General features: G+C 65.0%; 17 protein-coding genes. 6 read left to right on the forward strand and 11 right to left on the reverse strand.

Features of this window, described 5'->3' with window-relative positions:
* Window position 1: 1 nt before the first annotated feature.
* From IBJ82_RS20155 to IBJ82_RS20170, 4 genes are all read right to left on the reverse strand, one after another.
* The gene (locus IBJ82_RS20155; RefSeq protein WP_194827503.1) at window positions 2-799 is read right to left on the reverse strand and encodes an ABC transporter ATP-binding protein; all 798 of its coding nucleotides are present in this window, start codon (window positions 797-799) and stop codon (window positions 2-4) included.
* Window positions 789-2,801 carry an ABC transporter permease gene (locus IBJ82_RS20160; protein ID WP_194827504.1) on the reverse strand — a complete coding sequence of 671 codons (2,013 nt, stop codon included), beginning with the start codon at window positions 2,799-2,801 and terminating at the stop codon, window positions 789-791. The genes IBJ82_RS20155 and IBJ82_RS20160 overlap by 11 nt, the downstream gene beginning before the upstream one ends.
* Window positions 2,802-2,889: 88 nt before the next feature.
* Entirely contained in the window at window positions 2,890-4,152 is a 1,263-nt protein-coding gene (locus IBJ82_RS20165; RefSeq protein WP_194827505.1) for an ABC transporter substrate-binding protein, read from the reverse strand.
* Window positions 4,153-4,384: 232 nt separating this feature from the next.
* Window positions 4,385-5,371 carry an oxygenase MpaB family protein gene (locus IBJ82_RS20170; protein WP_370585396.1) on the reverse strand — a complete coding sequence of 329 codons (987 nt, stop codon included), beginning with the start codon at window positions 5,369-5,371 and terminating at the stop codon, window positions 4,385-4,387.
* Between the two features lie 144 nt (window positions 5,372-5,515).
* On the opposite strand from IBJ82_RS20170, the gene IBJ82_RS20175 reads away from it, so the two are divergent.
* Complete coding sequence (locus tag IBJ82_RS20175) at window positions 5,516-6,148, forward strand: TetR/AcrR family transcriptional regulator (RefSeq protein ID WP_370585397.1); 633 nt, start codon at window positions 5,516-5,518, stop codon at window positions 6,146-6,148.
* Window positions 6,149-6,156: 8 nt separating this feature from the next.
* On the opposite strand, the gene IBJ82_RS20180 is transcribed toward IBJ82_RS20175, so the two are convergent.
* From IBJ82_RS20180 to IBJ82_RS20195, 4 genes are all read right to left on the reverse strand, one after another.
* Complete coding sequence (locus IBJ82_RS20180; RefSeq protein WP_194827507.1) at window positions 6,157-7,131, reverse strand: oxygenase MpaB family protein; 975 nt, start codon at window positions 7,129-7,131, stop codon at window positions 6,157-6,159.
* A gap of 254 nt (window positions 7,132-7,385) precedes the next feature.
* Window positions 7,386-7,610 carry a hypothetical protein gene (locus IBJ82_RS20185; protein ID WP_194827508.1) on the reverse strand — a complete coding sequence of 75 codons (225 nt, stop codon included), beginning with the start codon at window positions 7,608-7,610 and terminating at the stop codon, window positions 7,386-7,388.
* 507 nt (window positions 7,611-8,117) lie between these two features.
* Window positions 8,118-9,299, reverse strand: a complete 1,182-nt coding sequence (locus IBJ82_RS20190) for an acyl-CoA dehydrogenase family protein (protein WP_194827832.1) — start codon at window positions 9,297-9,299, stop codon at window positions 8,118-8,120.
* A gap of 259 nt (window positions 9,300-9,558) precedes the next feature.
* Entirely contained in the window at window positions 9,559-10,842 is a 1,284-nt protein-coding gene (locus tag IBJ82_RS20195; protein WP_194827509.1) for an MFS transporter, read from the reverse strand.
* A 112-nt stretch (window positions 10,843-10,954) separates the two neighbouring features.
* Here IBJ82_RS20195 and IBJ82_RS34730 point away from each other — a divergent pair, with 112 nt between their 5' ends.
* The gene (locus IBJ82_RS34730) at window positions 10,955-11,800 is read left to right on the forward strand and encodes a helix-turn-helix domain-containing protein (RefSeq protein ID WP_228537420.1); all 846 of its coding nucleotides are present in this window, start codon (window positions 10,955-10,957) and stop codon (window positions 11,798-11,800) included.
* Window positions 11,801-11,823: 23 nt separating this feature from the next.
* On the opposite strand, the gene rox is transcribed toward IBJ82_RS34730, so the two are convergent.
* A complete protein-coding gene (gene rox, locus IBJ82_RS20210; protein ID WP_194827510.1) occupies window positions 11,824-13,254 on the reverse strand; it encodes a rifampin monooxygenase in 1,431 nt (476 codons plus the stop codon).
* Between the two features lie 402 nt (window positions 13,255-13,656).
* On the opposite strand from rox, the gene IBJ82_RS20215 reads away from it, so the two are divergent.
* The gene (locus IBJ82_RS20215) at window positions 13,657-13,869 is read left to right on the forward strand and encodes a hypothetical protein (protein ID WP_194827511.1); all 213 of its coding nucleotides are present in this window, start codon (window positions 13,657-13,659) and stop codon (window positions 13,867-13,869) included.
* A 75-nt stretch (window positions 13,870-13,944) separates the two neighbouring features.
* Complete coding sequence (locus IBJ82_RS20220) at window positions 13,945-14,475, forward strand: hypothetical protein (protein ID WP_194827512.1); 531 nt, start codon at window positions 13,945-13,947, stop codon at window positions 14,473-14,475.
* A 63-nt stretch (window positions 14,476-14,538) separates the two neighbouring features.
* Here IBJ82_RS20220 and IBJ82_RS20225 read toward each other — a convergent pair whose 3' ends face one another.
* A complete protein-coding gene (locus tag IBJ82_RS20225) occupies window positions 14,539-15,102 on the reverse strand; it encodes a TetR/AcrR family transcriptional regulator (RefSeq protein ID WP_194827513.1) in 564 nt (187 codons plus the stop codon).
* Between the two features lie 150 nt (window positions 15,103-15,252).
* Between IBJ82_RS20225 and IBJ82_RS20230 the strand changes: the two genes are divergently transcribed.
* Window positions 15,253-16,620 (forward strand): NAD(P)/FAD-dependent oxidoreductase, encoded by a 1,368-nt coding sequence (locus IBJ82_RS20230; protein WP_194827514.1) that lies wholly within the window; start codon window positions 15,253-15,255, stop codon window positions 16,618-16,620.
* 145 nt (window positions 16,621-16,765) lie between these two features.
* On the opposite strand, the gene IBJ82_RS20235 is transcribed toward IBJ82_RS20230, so the two are convergent.
* Complete coding sequence (locus IBJ82_RS20235) at window positions 16,766-17,386, reverse strand: TetR/AcrR family transcriptional regulator (RefSeq protein ID WP_194827515.1); 621 nt, start codon at window positions 17,384-17,386, stop codon at window positions 16,766-16,768.
* Between the two features lie 75 nt (window positions 17,387-17,461).
* Between IBJ82_RS20235 and IBJ82_RS20240 the strand changes: the two genes are divergently transcribed.
* Window positions 17,462-18,340, forward strand: coding sequence for an alpha/beta hydrolase (locus IBJ82_RS20240; protein WP_194827516.1), 879 nt, complete (start codon window positions 17,462-17,464; stop codon window positions 18,338-18,340).
* Window positions 18,341-18,365 lie beyond the last annotated feature (25 nt).

An 18,365-nucleotide genomic window follows, 5' to 3' on the forward strand; every position in this document is an offset into this window, starting at 1 on the left:
GTCATTTGCTGTCTCCTGCCGGAAGGGCCGCGTCGTCGGCGTCGGTGCGGGCGGTGCCGAGATACGCGGTGATCACCCGTGGGTCTTCCCGGATTCGGCCGGGCTCGCCGGCGGCGATGACGACACCGAAGTCCAGCACGTAGAGCCGCGAACAGGTGTCGAGTACCAGAGACATGTCGTGGTCGATGAGCAACACACCGACACCCGCGGTCGCGATGCGCCGCAGATGCCGACCGAAGTCCTGGCTCTCGTGAGTGTCGAGGCCGGCGGCGGGTTCATCGAGGAGCACCACCTTCGAACCGCCGACCAGCGCGCGCGCCACCCCGACCAATTTCTGCTGGCCCAGGGTCAATTCACCGGGACGCTGGGCCGCGACACCGGGCACACCCACCAATTCCAGGGCTGCGTCGATGGTCTCGCTCGGCGGCACCGAACCGCCGACGATGTCGGCGAACAGCATGCGCAGACCGGTCGGCTGTATCGCGACGGCGAGATTCTGCGCAACCGTGAGGTCGCCGAAAAGCTCACCCGCCTGCCAGGTTCGGGCCAATCCGGCGCGTCGTCGTCGATGCGTGCCGAGTCGGTCGAGCGCGGTGCCTTCGAGGGTGACGTTTCCGGTGTAGGGGGTGAACCCGGTGACCGCGTCGACGAACGTCGTCTTTCCCGCGCCGTTGGGTCCGATCAGACCCACGATCTCTCCGGAATCGACAGCGATGTCGATGTCGGTATTGGCCACGACACCGCCGTAGCGAACCGACAATCCGTGGGTCCGCAACAGAGGTTGCACGCTATCGGACATGCGCTACTGCCTTCTTTCCCGACTCAGCGGCCTCGTCGCCGGTGATTTCACGGCTGCTTCGGCGGGGGATCGTCGCGGTGAGCCACTCGACTGCCGAGGTCACCGCCCCCGCGACGCCGACCGGGTTGAGCACGGCCATCAGCAACAACACGGTCGCGGCGATGACCTCGTAGTATTCGCCGAGTTCGAGAGTCTGGTTGAGGAATACGTAGCCGACTCCCAGTGGACCGATGGTCCCGGCGATGAACGCGCCCGACACGGAGGTGATGCCGCCGACGTAGGTCATCGCCAACAGCGTCAGGCCGATCATCACGGTGAACGAACCCGCCGAGAGCTGTCCTCTGCTGTAGCCGATCAGGCAACCGCCGATGCCGGCCAGGAACGCCGAGACAGCGAAACCGAGCAATTTCGTTGCGGCGACGTCGATTCCGACCGATGCCGCTGCTCGCTCGTTGGACCGCACGGCCAACATCGCGCGACCGGTCGCGCCCGCCATGATCCGCATCACCGCCAACGTGCAGATCGCGACGACCACCAGGACCATCAGCGAAAAGGGCAGCGTGACAAGGTTGGTGCCGTCACGAACCCCCAGGTCGATACCGAACAGGGTGGGGTCGGTGATGATGTTGCCCTGCGCGGGAGTCAACGAGGGGTTGTTGAACACGAAGCTTTGAATGGCCAATGCGGCGGCCAAGGTCACCACCGCCAATTGGGCGCCACGGATACGCAACGCAGGCACCGCGACCAGAATGCCCAACGCGGTGGCCGCCAAGGCGGCTGCGATGATGCCGAGCGGAAAGGGAACGTGCCATTCGGTGGACAATTTCGACAACGCGAAGCCCGCCGTGCCGGCGAAAGCCATACTGGCCAGCGAGATCTGACCGAGGTAGCCGGTCAGCAACACCAGTGACAGAGCGATCAGCGACAGAATGATCGAGGTCACGACGCCGTAGCGCCACGTCCCGGTCGTCATGACGATCGCGAGGACCGCGACTGCCAGCACCGCGATGGTCGGGGTGATCTTGACCCGGGGGATTCGCACGGCGGGCATCTTCACCGCCCCGAGTGAGCCGCGCGCCGGTATCCGGCCACCGAGCAGGAACAACGCCACGGCAACGATGACGAACGGCACGGCGTCGGAGAGCCCGGACTGCGCCCAATTCGGCCACAAGTCCTTGGTGTCGACCCAGAGGATGACCGCCTGGAACGAACCCAACGTCAATCCCGCCGCACAGGCCACGCCGAAGGACGACAGTCGCCCGACCAGCGCCGCCGCCAGCGCCGGGATCACATAGAACGTGTAGCTCGTCTCGTTCAATCCGATGGTGAACGCCGCTAGCACTCCGATCAGCCCGCAGGCGGCGCCGGTCAGTGCCCAGACGATCGCGGCCAGCCGATCGGGCGAATACCCGGTCAGGCGTGCGGCGAGTTCGTCTTCCGAGCCCGCGCGGGTCGCGATACCGACAGTGGTAAGGGTGAAATAGGCCCGCAGACCGACGGCGATCACGATCGCGATCGCGGCCAACACAAGATCGGATACGTTGACCAGCGCACCGGCCACGGTCACCGTGCTCTCCGGCAGAATCGGTGTGGCGAAAAGGTTTTCGGTATCGAACCGCAGTCCCGCCAACGCCTGGATGAACAACATCAGTCCTACCGAGGCGACCACCTGCGCCAGCACCGGCGCGTGACGCAGGGGCCGGAACACCACCAGATGCGCCAGCAACGCCCACACCGTCGCAGAGGCGATTCCCAGTGCGATCGCCGCCACCATGGGCGTCGGGTGATCTTCACTGCCGAGCGCGATGCTGCCGAGCGGCAGGACGAACGTCCCGTCGGTTCGCAGGGCCGCAACGACGTAGACCGCCCACAGGGCGAACGCGCCCTGCGCGAAATTGATGATTCCCGTCGCGGCGTGCACACCCACCAGTGATGTGGCCAAGACCGCGTAGACCGCGCCGGTCGACAGACCTAGGAAGACGAACTGCAAGAACTGGCCCATGTGCCCTGTTTTCTGTGGATAGCCCAGGCCCCGGTGGACAGGTCGCTGATAGTGCGAGCGCCCTGTCCACCGAGGTCATCCGGATCGATTACGCCGCACCCGGGATCAATTTGAGAACCTCGGGGCTGGGCGTGATGTACCCACCGGAGACGGGTGTTGTCTTCTTGTCCCCGGTCACCTCGAACAGCAACATGTCGGTGGTGCAGTTGGGCGTCGTGGCTTTGCCGCAGTTCAGTTTCGGGCCGAGGAAACTCTGGTAGTCGACGAGCCCCTTGAGCGCGGTGAGGATCGCCGGACCGGTGAATTCGGCAGGCGGGGTGGAGGTGAGTGCCTTGGCGAGATCGACGAGTGTGGCGAAGGTGCCGTACGCGTAGAACCCGGCCGTTCCACCGGCGTTGTCGATGAATTGTTGGGCTGTCTTCAGATTCGATTTCGCGGGTTCTGGAGCCGAGTCGATGGCGGGCGGCAGCCACACCGGCGAATAGGACTGAGCACCGACGGCTTGTGCGCCCATCACGTCGACGTATTCCGTACACGCGGCCAAAAACACAGTGCCCGAATATTTCACGGACTTCAGTGCTTGGGCCAGCTTGTTGCAGGTGTTGTCGTTGGGCGCGGTCATCAGACCGCCCGCGGCGGGAGAACCATCCGCGATCGTGGACGCGAGGGCGGTGAAGTTCGGTCCCGCCGGCGGATAATAGGCACTCTTGACTTCGATTCCCAACTGTTTGCCCAGCGGGGTCAGGAGACCGTCGAACACCTGATGTGCCTGGGGCAGATCGGAGTTGACCAAGGTCAGCGAGTTCTTCCCCGCCTGCTTCAGTGATTGCAGGAATCCGACCAGGAACGCCGCGGGCGGCGGACCGAAGAACACGCGGTTCTCGGGAACCGCGCCGGTCGCGGTATTGAAGGGAATCTGGCCGATCAGCGGAATTGCCGCGGAAGTCAAAATCGGCATCGCCGCGGCCGATTCGGCGTTGTAGCCGTCGACCGCGGCCACCACGCCTGCCTGCACGAACTGGTTGGCGCACGAGATCGTGGACTCCGGCGAGGTGTTGTCGATACCGCAGTCGACGATTTCGATCGGGCGGCCGTTGATCCCGCCGATCTGGTTGTTGATGTACTCGACCGCCGCATTCCTGCCGGTGGTCACACCCGCCTGGGTAGCCGGGCCCTTGGAGGGATTGAAAAGGCCGATCTTGATCGGGGCGCCGGCCGCTTTGACTCCCGGCGCGATGGCGGTCGTGCTGCCGCCCGCCCCGGAACTGCTGTCGTTACTGCACGAAGCAACGGAGAACACACACGCTGCGGCCACCGCAACCGCGGCGATCCGGCGAGAATTACTGGCCATTCTGAATGCCTTTCCAGGCCGGTTGTCCTGGCGAACAGCGCCGGTCAACCCGTCGATCTCATGTTCGACACCTGATCGCCCGTTCGGCGATTCCGGCGACCCGACCGCAACTTGTGATCTGGGCCACTAGAAGCTAACTCAGCCTTACACGCGTGTCAAGCTGAATTCGGAACCTCTTCGCCAGCGTGAAATGCGAGGTGAGAAGCCTTATCTCGCAGGTTTCCCACCGTGGTCAGATCGGGCAGCCGCCGCTGCGCTCCGCGGGGACCGAGAAAGTATCCAGCTCGTACTTGCGATGAACGTGTACGAGCTTCTCGTACTGGAGTCGGTTGTACGCGAGTGGCGCCAGCAGTAGCCGATCCGGCAGAAGTCGCCACGCCGCCCGCAACGCCGTGGTGTAGACGGCGAATTCCAGATCGTGGTGGGGGCGCAGCCGGAAGCCGGTGAGTGCCTGCATTTCCGGAACCATCGCCTTGGACGAGCAGACTTGAATGACGTGACCGACGATCGGCCGAATGAGCAACCACATCGGCGACAGCGCTGCTCGCGCGGGCGCGGACATTCCGATCGTGGGCAGCGGCAGCCTCGTGAGCGCGGCGAACTGTTCCACCAAGAAGGGGTTGGTCTGCAATTCGGTGTCGACCATCCGGTCGTAATAGGCGGTCGCCTCCGCCAGCGTCGCGGGCAATTTCCCGGCTTCGGCGCGCAGTTCCAGGTCGGAGAACGATTCCCGCAGCAGTTGATAGGCCGCTTCCTGCTCCGCGGGTCGCAGCACGGTGCCGGTGCAGTAGGTGAAGGTTCGCAACGCGAGATAGACGCCACTGAGGCCCACCCACACCCAGGCATCCGGATTCAGTGCGCTGTACCGGATCTCGGAAAAGTCACCCGTGCCGCGGCCGTGGACGTCGCGGTGTCGTGTCTTGAGCCGGTCTGCCTCGGCGGCTCGATCGACCGGGTCGCCCCAGATAGCCAGCAATGACGAAAACCCACTGCGCACACCACGATTGGCGAAGTTGTCCGCGAATCTGCCGGTTCGATCCACCGCGGCCGCGACGGACACCAGGGCTACTTGATCGAACGCCGCGCCGGCGAAGACGGCGGACAGGGTGCTGGCGGTGTGTTTGCGGAACTCGGTCATCACCTCGGGGCGGATCGAGTTCTGGGTGGCTGGGGATTGTTGAGAGTCCAGGACCTCTCGAATCTTCGCGTCCCGAGTCACTTCGCCACCTCATTGTGATAGTAGTACGGCGATCAGACTATCATTCAGGCTCGGTTATCGGCAGTGGCGCTTTCGTGTCTCCGCCCGCTCACGGGTGGCCGCGCTCCGCTCGAGATGGCCGAATCAGCCGGTAGGGTGTCAGCGGTGAACGACCATCCAGCCCCCTTGCCCGAATCCTGGGCCGAGCTGAGTCGACTGGACGCCAAATCCCGGCGCATCGTCGATGCCGCCCGCGAGTCTTTCGTGCAGGTCGGCTTCGAAGAAACGACGATGGTGCACATCGCCGACGGCGCCGAAGTGGGCGTCGCGACGGTCTATCGCAGGTTCGGGACGAAGTCGGCGATCGTCCGATACGCGCTGATGGCCGAGGCCGAACGGGTCGGCGACATCATCTACGGGGCCATGCGGAAATCGGCGGGCCCGGTCGGCGCGCTCGCGGAGATGTTCTCGGCCTTCGTCAGTGAAGCTTCCGCACCACGGCTGCTGACGCGAAACCTGCGCACCTCGGGCGCGGCCGAGCAGATGGCCGATTTCGTGACCGGTGACGAATTCGTCGATCACGGGCGCATCGGTGTCGCCCGGTTCATCGCCTACTGGCAGCAACGCGGCGAGCTCGGCGACTTCGACCCCGACGTCGTGGCCGAGCTGTTCGTCCGACTGACCATGTCTTTCATCTCGAATCCGGGTGGGGTCCTACCGCTCCATGATGCTGATGCCGCACGCGATTTCGCCCGGCAGTACCTTGCTCCGCTGCTGTTTCCGCACGCCATTCGATAGCGCGCAGGCTACTGCTTCGGACGCACTTTGTATGCGGCCGATTTCAGCTCCCGCTTCTTCATCCGCTCGATGGACTGGTGGTGCTTTCGCGCATGGTAGGCGATCGGAAAGTAGGTCAACCGTTCCGGCAGCACGCGGTAGGCGAACCGGATCACCGCGTAAATTCGCTCCAGGCTGCGTTGTTCGGCGCGGCTCCATTCGACGCCGATCATGGCTCGCAGCCGCGGGTCGAGGAGACCGACGATGGACAGGTAGTTGAATCGCAGCATCGGCAGCAGCGCCAAGCGCAACACCCGATCCGCCGGAAACGGCATCTTCGCCAGTTGTTCGATCTCGCCGTCACGCAGCTGCCGGAACTGCTCGCGCACATCGTCGGTGGCGCACAGTACATCGCGGACCATGTGCTCGTAATAGGTGTCGAACTCGGCTCTGGTCTGTGGGTAACCCTTCATGGGCACCTGCAATATCCGCGCGATGCGGATATTGTCGGCCAGCAACCCGTCCAATTCCGCAGCGGTGAACTCGCGCCCGATCAGCAGCGGACCGGCCTTGGCGGTAGTGACGTAGGCGGTGGCGATAACCCATTGGTAGGCATCGGGATTCAGGGCGCTGATGGATTTTCCGTCCGCGTTCTTCATCCGCAACGGTTCGTGCAGCGAGCGCAGGCGTTGGCCTTCCTTGATCGCTTCGGCACCGCCGTAGGTCCAGCGCAGCACCGAGTCGACCGACCGAATGGCGCGTCCCGCCGGATCGGTGCGCGAGACCGAGTACTTGTCGACGACGTCGCGGATGGTCGGGTGCAGACCCTGCATGGCGAAGGCTGCGCCTTCGACCATGAGGTAGGTCCAGTGGCCGACCATCTCGGCGGTCATCGAATCGATGGCGACCAGTTCGATCGGGTCAGCGGGATCGCTGCCGACTCTCGCGCTTCGAGGTTCGGATTCGTTGCCGGAGCCGGCATTTCGGTGAGTGGTGGTGGTCATCGTCTTCCTTCTGTCTCCGGCGATCGGCGTATTCCAGGTGGTGGCGGCCCGGATGCGGATCTCGCCGCGGCCGGGATCGCGCACGATCAGCGCGAAGACCGGATGACGTACAGACCGCTGTGATAGTTGAACTGCTATGAAGCTATCAAAATGCCTCGGTTTGTGGCCCAGTATCCAGAGTTTGATCGTCAAAGAAGCGATAGGCGCTCGACAGGCGCGCTCGGTCGAGCACGCCGGATCACCAGCGCGAGGCTTCAGGCGCCCGAGGATTCGTCGGGGGCCGGTGGGGGAGTGCAGGATTCGTCGCTGTGTATGCGCCCGTCACGCAGGCTGGTGACCCGATCGGTGCCTTCAGCGGCCTGCTGGTCGTGGGTCACCATCACGACGGCGCGTAAGGTGTCGTGAGCGATGGCGGCGAGCGGGTTCATGATGTCCGCGCCGGTACGGGAATCCAGGTTGTCGATCACGGGTGTAGCCACAGCGCCTCGCAGGGCATTCGTCGGTTCGGGAGGAACCCATCGCTGATCTCTATGGCGACGATGGAGGGATGCGGGTGGGATAGCCTGTCGCGCAGGTAGTTCCGCACAGCGGTGCGGCAACCGCAGAAATCCACCACCAGGTCGGCACTGATCACTCGCAGGTGAGTGTCGGGTTCCTCGGGGCGAGGTGATCGAGACAGTGGCATCAGCCTCTACTGTCGACAATCGCGCCGGGGCTGCCGTGCGCGCGGTAGGGCTTCAGGAGTAACAGGCATAGCTTGACTGCCGACACCGTGTGACCTCCCCGTTTCTGCGTCAAGTATGCTGAAATGCTCCATTACTTAACCCGGTTCTCATGCCGCATCAGTGCCGCATATGTAGTGATCTAGGCCATATGGCACTAGATACTCTAGCTGTTTAGCGCTGGAATTGATAGTAACTTAGCGCACTGAAGGAAGATCCCGGAATCTTGCAATTCTCTTAGCCCCCGCCCGACTGGGATGGTGCTCACGAGGCCCGTCTGTCGGCTGCGCGAAGCGCCCGACGTGCGATCGCCCACCGTTGAGTCTCCAGGGGGCCGTCGTCTATGCGGAACAGTCGAACCTCGCGGTACAGCCACGACAGTGGCGCGTCCTCGAAATTGCCTGGTGCACTGCAGATCTGCAGCGACCGATCGACCACCCGCCCCACCGCCTCGGCAACGAATGTCTTCGCGATCGAGGTCGCCTGCGCCGACGGCTCACCCGCATCGAGCAACAGGCACGCCCGGTCCACCAATCCCCGGGACGCCGCGATGTCGATCTCGTTGTCGGCGATCAACTGCTGGACCATGCCGAGGTCGCCCAGCCTGCCCCCGGACGACGACTGAGTCGCAGCGCGCGCCACCGCGATGTCGGCAGCGCGCCGCGCTGATCCGAGCCACCGCATGCAGTTGGTGAGCCTGGTGTTCCACAGTCTGGTCTGGGCGTAGTCGAATCCGCGGTCCACCTCGCCCAGGACCATATCGTCGCTCACCTCGAGATTCTCGAAGATCAACTCCGACTCCCGCGCGAACACAGTCGCCCGGTCATGCTGAACTCGTAAACCGGGTGCGCCCGCGTCGACGAGGAACATCGTCGCGCCGCCCCGGGAATCCGGCTCGCCACTCGTGCGCGCCACCGCGATGGCGAACGCGGCGCCGTCGGCGCCGGTGACAAACCATTTCCGGCCGTTGATCACCCACCCGTACCTGGTCTTTTCGGCAGTCGTGCTCAGAGTGGACGGGTCGAATCCATTGCGGGGCACCGGCTCTGTCATCGCGAAGCACGACCGGATTCGCCCAGTTGCCAATGGCAGCAAGTATTGATCCTGTTGAGCCGGCGACGCCACTCGTTCCAGTAGGTGCATATTGCCTTCGTCGGGTGCTGCGCAGTTCTGTGCGATAGGGCCGAACAGCGAATACCCGGAAGCCTCGAAGACGGGCGCGCGATCGCGCATGTTCAGGCCGAGGCCGCCGAACGCCGCACCCACCTGGGGCGCGAAGACCCCCGCCGTTCTCGCCGCAGTCTGCAACGCGCGCCGCACGTCGCCGGGCAGGTCGTGCGCATTCCCGCCGTGTTGCTCTTCGACCGGCAAGATCAGCTGTCGCACCAGTAGCTCGGTCTTCTTGGTCAGATCAGCGACCGCCGTCGCAACGCCGTCGCCGGTCATCTCGGCCGCTCGGTGGTCGTGGCGCTTGCCGCCCACATCGCACACGCCGACGGCGTACGGGCAACATCGACGAAGACTGCGGACATCATGGCCTCCTCGGCTCACATCGACCTTCGACGTAAGCCCAATAAGTTAATGCACATTCTGGTATGAGGATTCCAATTATTGGCCACTAATCGCGTAGTAGTCGACTACTTGTGGCCTATGTTACTGAGCATTCGCCTGAGTGAGATGCTGGTGAACCTATGGACCTCGGGACTCATCTGAAACGGGAGCTGGCGGTTCCGAGACCGGCCGCGGTGAGGCACGCGAGGGCAGCGGTGATCCACAGGGGCGTGTAGGAGCCGTTGATATCGCGGATCAGTCCGCCCGTGAGGGCCATCGCGCCCGCGCCGAGTTGGTGGAAGACGCTGATCCAGCCGAAGGTCAGGGCGCTGTCGGCGCCGAAGTAGTGGCGGCACAGGGTCAGTGTCGGTGGCACTGTCGCGACGTCGAGGATGCCGAACACCACGGCGAAGACGACGAGGTCCGGGGACCAGCCGCTGGTGAACAGGAGAGGAAGGAGGGCGAGGGACACGCCGCGGCCGAGGAAGAACACCGCGAGTAGCAGCCGCGGTTCGATCCGGTCGGTGAGCCACCCCGCGGAGACGGTGCCGAGGATATTGGCGACGCCGATGATGGCCAGCAGGCCCGACGCGGCGGTGGCGGCCATGCCGTGATCATGCGCGGCCGGCGTGAAGTGACTCCACATCAGGCCGTTCGTGGTCGCCCCGCACAGCGCGAACATCGAGGCCAGAACCCAGAATCGAGTATCGCGAAGGGCCCGAAGCAGGGCGGCGATCGTGCGGGCGAACGGGTTGACCTGGCGATCCGTGCCGACCGGTTCGGTGTTCGGATCCGCGCCGAACCGGACGGCGCCGACCGAGGCGGGGCTCTCGCGCAGAAGGAACAGGACGCCGAGCAATGCCACCGTCGCCAAGGCGCCGCACGCGAGAACGGGTGCGCGCCAGTCGGACCGTTCGAGCAGCACCGACAGCAGGGGCAGCATCGCGAACTGACCGAATACGCCGGCCGCGGTGAGTATTCCGGTGGCAAGACCGATCTTTCGGTAGAACCACCGGTTCGCCACCGTCGCGGCGAACACCGTGGTGATCGACCCGGTCCCGACACCGATGGCGAAGCCGAACCATAAGACGAACCAGATCACCGACGGGGTAAACGTCGCGGTGAGAACCGAACTCGCGATCAGCGTGAGCAGTGCGTACGACGTCACGCGGCGGATGCCGTAGCGGTCCATCATGGCCGCCGCGAACGGCCCGACCACCCCGTAGAGCACCATGTTCACCGCCACAGCCGCACCGATGCCGGTGCGACTCCACCCCCTCGTCTCGACCAGCGGTTCGGTGATCAGGCCCGCGATGGTGGCGAAGCTCCCCGCCGCGATGAGCGCGAGGGCGGCCACGGCCACGATCGTCCACGCGGGATGAACACGGTGCACTCGCCGGTTCGCGCGCGGCTCGATATCGACTTCGGAAATACTCACCGGAACCCTTCGCGTTGCTCGACGTCCTTACCCTCGTTTCTATCAACCACCGAACGAGATCGACAGTATGCACAATATTGTCCATATGGACGAGTTGGATACCATCGAGCGTATGGCTATCGAGGACGAAGTCCGGGCCCCGATCGTGCGAGCGATGCGGAGCTGTCCCGTCGAAGTGAGCATCGCCGTGCTCGGCGGCGCGTGGAAGATGACGATCGTCAAATACCTCCTCGACGAGCCCCTGCGCTACGGCGAATTACGCCGCAAGGTCGGCGAGGTGACCCCGCGCGTACTCACCCGCCAACTGCGCGAGCTGGAACAAGACGGCATCGTGAACAGGCACGCCTTCGCCGAAGTCCCACCACGCGTAGAGTATTCGCTCACCACCACCGGGAAAGCGCTGCGCGGCTTCGTCACCGAACTGAACCGATGGGGTGCCGAGTACATCGAGGGTCTGGCGGGTGATCCGGTCCGCCATCACGGCGCACTGCGAATCAGCGTCACCGGGCACACGAACATCACCGCCGACACAGTTCCGATCGTTCGCGCGGCGATCGCCGATCTGATCGCCGACACACCGAATCCGGTCGGCATCTCGTGCCTCGCCCGCGGCGCCGACAGCGTGTTCGCCGAAGCCGTCCTCGACGCGGGAGGCAGCCTCGAGGTGGTGCTGCCGTCGCGCGACTACCGAGAGGCGAAGGTGAAGCCGGACGCTCTGGTGCAGTTCGACACGCTCATCGAGCGAGCCACGACGGTTCGGGTGATGGACTTCGACACTGCGGGCCGCGAAGCATATGAGGCCGCCAACGAGGTCATCGTCGGCGAGGCCGATCGGATGATCGCGGTGTGGGACGGCAAGGTCGGCGAGCGGGCCGGTACCGGGACAGTCGTCGCCCTGGCGCGTGAGCGAGGTGTCCCAGTCGACGTGGTGTGGCCGCACGGCGCCGAGCGCGGCTGACCGCGCCCGTTTCGCGGGTGAAATCAGTGGGTGGGCTGGCCGAACCAGTGGGAGAGATGGTCGTTCAGGTCGTGCTGGTGCTCGCCGATCCAGGCGACGTGGCCGTCAGGGCGGAGCAGAAGGCCTGGGACATCCAGTGGCGCAGTGGGATCCGTGATGACATCGACACGGTCCGACCAGCCGTTGACGTTCAGGCGTTCGGTGCGATCCAGTACCAGGCCCCGGCCCTGATGTAGTCGGTCGTACAGCCTGCCCTGTTCCAGATCGATGTCTCGCAGGCGGCGGCCGAGCAGATCGGGCCCCGCGCCGAGGTCGTAGCGGATATCGATCGCGGTGATCTTCTCGACCAGGTAGCGGTTCACCTCGTCGAAATCCATCAACTCGGTGAGCAGCCTGCGCACGGCCTGCGCGCCCGGCTCGGTGGACGACAGCTCCACCTGGGCGCGGGTGTTGTCCAGCACATCCGCGGCGACCGGATGACGTTCGGTCTGGTAGGTATCGAGCAAAGTTTCCGGCGCCCAGCCGTGGATCTGTGCGGCCAGTTTCCAGCCGAGGTTGACTGCGTCCTGCACGCCCAGGTTGAGGCCCTGACCACCGGCGGGCGGGTGGATGTGCGCCGCATCGCCTGCCAGCAGCACCCGACCGACCCGATAGCGCTCGGCCAGTCGGGTGGCATCGCCGAAGCGCGACAGCCAGCGCGAGGAGTGCACGCCGAAATCGGTTCCGGCGACGGCGCGCAACTGCTGTCGGAAATCCTCGAGGGTGGGAGGTTCCGTGCGATCCTCGTTGACTCCCGCGGCGGGGATCACGACGCTATAGATCCCTTCGCCGAAGGGCCGGAGACTGAATCGCTTGTTCGTGTCGCCGATTTCGGCCACCTTGGCGGCGATCTCCTCGGGCGTCACACCCACTTCCATCTCGCCCATCAGCGTCTCGGTCCGCGCGGGTTCGCCGGGGAAACCGACGCCGAGCAGTTTGCGCACCGTACTGCGCGCGCCGTCGCAGCCGACGAGATACCGCGACCGCAGTCGCTCCCCGTCGTCCAGCTCGACGGTCACACCTTCGTCATCCTGGGCGAAACCGGCCACCGCACAACCGCTCCGCACCTGCGCGCCCAGTTCGATCGCGTGTTCTTCGAGCAGATGATTGATGATCGGCTGCGGGATGCCCAGCTGATAGGCGTAGGCGGAATCCAAGCCCTCGGGCGTGGGTTTGGCGATGGCGGCGAAGACGCCGCCCACCGGACGCTGTCGTCCGCGTTCGAGAACGCGATCCAGCAGTCCGCGCATCGCCATCAATTCGAGACTGCGAATATGCAGACTGACGATGCGAACGTAGGACGCCACGGGCTCGGGTTCCTTCTCCACGACGAGTACCCGCACATCGTGCAGCCGTAGTTCGGCGGCCAGCATCGCACCGGTCGGCCCGCACCCGGCAATGATCACATCGAACATGAACCACCCATTCGCCCAATTCTCGCCGACCCAGCAGCCGCGCGTGCCCCTCATCCAGCGCCGCCACGCGTGCACGCGTTTCGCTGATCCTGGTTTTCCGCTGGTCCTGGCCTCGGCCGCCCATTGTGCGGCACCTCCGCGTCTTGCCACAAGCGATATATGTGGAGCCGACCAGCCTATCGTGGGCTGCCTGAGTCTCGGATATCCAGCGTGGCGAGGCGAGCTGAAGCCGCAACTTGTCCGCAAATAGGCTGAGTGGGGTGGATCCACCACGCGAGCCAGCTTGACAAAGTGTGGACGTTCGAAATCTACTGGATGCCGCACGGGCAGTGGCAATCTATTGGTTAACGATCAGCGGGCAGCGCTCCGACCTGTCTCGCTACCAGCGAAGGACGGACGATCATGCGGAAGTTGTTGGGTGCAGCCCTCGTCGGTGGCGCGATCGCCACAATCACTGTCGCGGCGAGCGGCGTCTCGAACGCCACCCCCGCGCCGGCCTCGCCCTTGTGCTCGGTCGTGGCGTACCCGCTGGCCATTGTCGTCGAGGTAACCGGAGGAAAGGCCAGCCCCTTGCTGCCAGTGGCACAAGCGATCTCCGATTCCGTCTGCCGCTGACCCGCGCCGAATCCTTCAGGACCACATCCCCGCTGGCGGATACTGCCGCCGGACACCATCTGAAACGGAGCTTCGATGAAGCGTGCGCTGACCGTTCTCGCTGGAATGGCCCTCATTCTGGGTTCCGCTGCATGCTCGACGGACTCGACGCCCTCGCCGGCGCCCAGCAGCGCGACCGCGACCGCCGCTTCATCGACCAAGGCGGCCCCGGCCTCGGCGACCTCGGTCCCGCCGCAGCCGACCGCCGACCCGGGACAACGCGGCGCCGACGGCTCCACCGGCAACAACCTGGGCGCCGAATATTGCGCGAAGAACCAAGATCCGGGCTGCCCACTCGGCAGCTACATCGGCCCCGATGCCATGGCGAACCCCAACGGCGACGGCACCTGGGTGCCCTGCGAGGGGACGATCTGCACCAACCCGAACCATGGTGCGGGTCCGGACACCACGGCCCCCGCCGAAACCCCCGCACCGGTCGTTCCTTCGACCACCCCGCAGGACCCGTCGCAGGTCGAAGGCGCACCCTGCGAGGGTGACGGCCATTGGGTCCGCCTGGGCGGAGGCAACGCCGGGCACTACGGCACCGAATGGCTCTGCCAGCACTGAACACATCCAGCGAGGCGTCATTCGCTGATACGAATGGTGTAAACCGTCGCAGGGTGGGATCCGCTAGCGGCTGATGGCGCGGGCTACCGCGTCGCCGACCTGTTCGTCGGTGAGGCTGCTGCGCTTGATCAGTACATGCGACAACGCGGTGCGGACGGCGATCTCCGCCGCCTGCGCCGGTGTGACCATGAGCGACGCGCTGTCGTCGCGAGCCGCCAGCAGCGGTGCGATGAAGGCACCGACGGTCTCGATCAGGTTGAGCTCGGACCCTTCGTGCTCGATGGCGACATTGATCAGCCATCCGGGTTCCTGGTCGCGCAGCCGGGAGATCACCGGGTGTCGGCGCAGGTAGCGAATAGCAAAGACCACAGCGTCTTTCGCCAACTGCGGTACCGGAGTGAAGATGTCGATCTCCTGGTAGGCGGCGCTCATCATGCGGGCTACTTCGATCTTGCTGACGGCGGCGATGAGGCCGTTCTTGTCGCCGAACTCGCGGTAGGCGGTCGCGCGTGAGACGCCCGCCCGGCGCGCGACCGCGGTCAGCGTCAGGTCGTCCAGGCCGGTCTCGGCCATCATCGCCAAGGCGGTGTCCACGAGCAACGAGGACGACTGCGTCGCATTGGTCATGCGGGTCATTCTGCATGCTCCTCGCTCCGGGGTGGCACGACCGGTTGCGACCGAATCGGTACTGAGACTATATTCGATATCAGTCTCAGTGATGGATCCACGACTCGATCCGTGTACAGGACTCGGAACATCGACGTTCGGAGGTATGACATGCCGGAAATCGGCGATCACGCGGTCGTGTTGGGTGCGGGCATCGGCGGGCTACTTGCCGCCCGGGTGCTCAGCGAGGCCTATTCGAGAGTGACGGTGATCGAGCGAGATGCCCTGCTCCCGGATTCCGAGGCGCGAAAAGGCGTCCCGCAGGGTCGTCACGTGCATGGGCTGCTGCCGCGAGGCAAGGACATCCTCGAGGAACTGTTCCCAGGGTTCGGCGACGACATGCGAACAAGCGGCGTGGTCGAATGCGATGCGCTCCGCGAAGTCCGCTTCACCATGGCCGGCCGCACCCTCGAGCGAGTATCGACCGGACACAATGCTTTTCAGGCAAGTCGCCCCCACCTGGAGTATCAGCTCCGCAGGCGAGTCGAGGCGCTGTCCAACGTCACCATTCGCGACAGGTGCGAGGCGGGGGCGCCCGTCGTGAATACCGACGGAACGCGGATCACCGGCGTCGCAATCCTGGACCGCTCGGACGGCGCGCGCGAAACCATCGACGCGGACCTGGTCGTAGCATCGATGGGCCGTGCCAGTGTCGTCCCCGCATGGCTGGACAGGCTCGGCTACGACCGCCCGGTCGAAGAAGGCACCACGATCGACATCATCTACCGCAGCGCCCTCATCCAGCTGCCGCCGAACGCGCTGCCCCACGACAAGCTGGTCACGATCGGCGTACGCGACCTACCTCCGCGCGCCCTCGCCCTGTTCGCCGTCGAAGGCAACCGCCACATCCTCACCCTGATCGGCCACGACGGCGAGGAACCACCGAAGGATGCGGCCGGATTCCTCGACTTCGCCGCAGTGATCGCCCCGCCCGATGTACTCGACGCCATCAAGAACGGTGAACTGCTGGGCGACATCTCGGCCTTCCGGTACAAGGCCAATCTGCGCCGCCGCTATGAGCGGCTCGATCGTTTTCCCGAGGGATTGCTCGCGGTCGGCGACAGCTTGTGCAGCTTCAGCCCCATCTACGGACAGGGCATGACCGTCGCCGCGATCCAGATGGCCGTGCTGCGCGAGTGTCTCGCTCGGGGTGGAAACAACCTTGCCGCAAGGTTTTACACCGCGGTCACGCCCGAGATCGACAACGCCTGGCAACTCACCGTGATCGCCGACGGAGCCATGCCACACGTCAGCGCCAGTGCCTCGTTGCCGGTGCGAGCCGCCGTCGCGGCGCTCGATCCGGTGCTGATCGCCGCCGAACGTGACCCCGCGGTCGCGACCGCCCTGTACCGGGTGATGGGACTCGTCGACAAACCCAGCGCACTACTCACGCCCACCATCGCCGCCCGCATCGGAATCGCGAATGCCCGCGCGGTGCTGGAAGGCCTCGGCCGTATTCTGAGCGTGGGCCGGAAATAGTCGAGAGTCCTTTCGCGACAAGCGTTTTACGCCCGCGCCACGTTTGCATCCACTCAGTCGAGGCAGAACTCGTTACCCTCGATGTCCCGCATGACTTGCGGACGTCCCGAGCCGCAACGCATCTCATCCGTCAACGCTGTGCCCCTCACGCATGGAGGCCGGTCAGGATCAGTTGTAAACCGGCGCGAAATTCGTCTTGCGGGTCGCTGTCGGCGGCGACTATCGCGATTTCGATCAGCTTGGGGAATCGGTCGGCGGGCAGGGCCGCGATACGTTCGGTGACGGCCGCGGGTGTAGCTGCCGACAGCGGGCTTGTGAGTTCGGCCTGGGCGAAGCCGGAGATGTATCCCGACACCGTACGGAAGGCGATGAGCAGTTCCCAGCTCGACCGCCTGCTGTCGGATAGCGCTCGCAACAGAGCCTCGGCCGGGGCGAGGGTGGCGACGTCGGAACTGCGGCGGGTCAAGATCAACGGGATGGCGTGGGGGTGGGCACGCACCGCCCGCCACATCCCCTCGGCAATCGCCGCCACCTGTGCCGCCCAGTCGTCACCGGTATCAGCCCACTGCGCCTGGCTCATCACGGCGGCGGCTACAAGTTCCTCGAGGCCCTCGCGGCCGTTGACATAGTTGTAGATCGTCATCGCCCCGGTGCCGAGTTCGGCGGCGAGATTGCGCATGGTCAACCCCGTCAATCCCTGCTCGTCGACCAAGTTCAACGCCGCCGTTTGCAGCTGCTCCCGGCTGAATTTTCTGGGCGCGGGCATACCCCTCCTTGTTTAAGTACGTTGTACGTGATTGACTCTGCCTCGTTCACGTACAAAGTACCTAATCGAGGTGTCATGACAATCCGAACTACTTTCCCCTCCGGCAACGACGAATGCGCGGCCTGGCTGACCTTGCCGGAATCGGCAGGCCCGCACCCGGTCGTGGTACTCGTCCACGGTGGCGGAGCCACCCACGCGATGATGCTCGCCCAGTACGAACAAGCGTTCGCGAAGGCGGGACTGGCCGTGCTGGCCTTCGACTTCCGCCACCTCGGCGAATCCGGCGGCGAGCCACGACAACTCGTCGATCAACGCCGTTACGCCCAGGACGTCGACGCCGCACTGGCCTTCGCCCGCTCCCGACCTGAACTCGATGCGGACCGAATCGCACTGTGGGGCACCTCCTTCGGCGCCAGCCACGTGCTGGCCGCCGCCGCACGCCAGCAGAACCTGCGCGCCGCGGTCGTCCAATGCCCGGTCTTCAGCGGGCGCGCCGTCGTTTCCCGTGCGGGCCTACGACATCTGCTGCGGCTCACCTTCCCCGTCGCTTCCGATTTGGTACGCGCCACACTGGGGCTCCCGAGGCGCTATGTACCGCTGGTCGGCCGCCCGGGCGAACTGGCCTTCGTCAACCAGCCGGGCGCACTCGAAGGCTGGCAATCGGTGATGCCCGCCGGATACGACTTCGACAACCGCATCACCGCGGCCTCCGGACTGGACATGCTCTTCTACAACGCCGCATCGGCCGCGCCTCGCGTGCACTGCCCCCTGCTGGTCTGCGCCTGCGACCAGGAAAACCTCATCGATCCGGCGATCGCGGGACGAGTCGCGGCCACCGCGCCCCGCGCCACCCTCAATCACTACGACGCCGACCACTTCACCGTCTACCACCCACCGGCAGTGGAGAAGATCCTCGCCGACCAGATCGACTTCCTCACCACACACCTGCGCTAACGGCAGGCCGATGCGCGCGGGCAGC

The sequence above is a fragment of the Nocardia sp. XZ_19_231 genome (assembly GCF_015355705.1).
Lineage (GTDB): Bacteria > Actinomycetota > Actinomycetes > Mycobacteriales > Mycobacteriaceae > Nocardia > Nocardia salmonicida.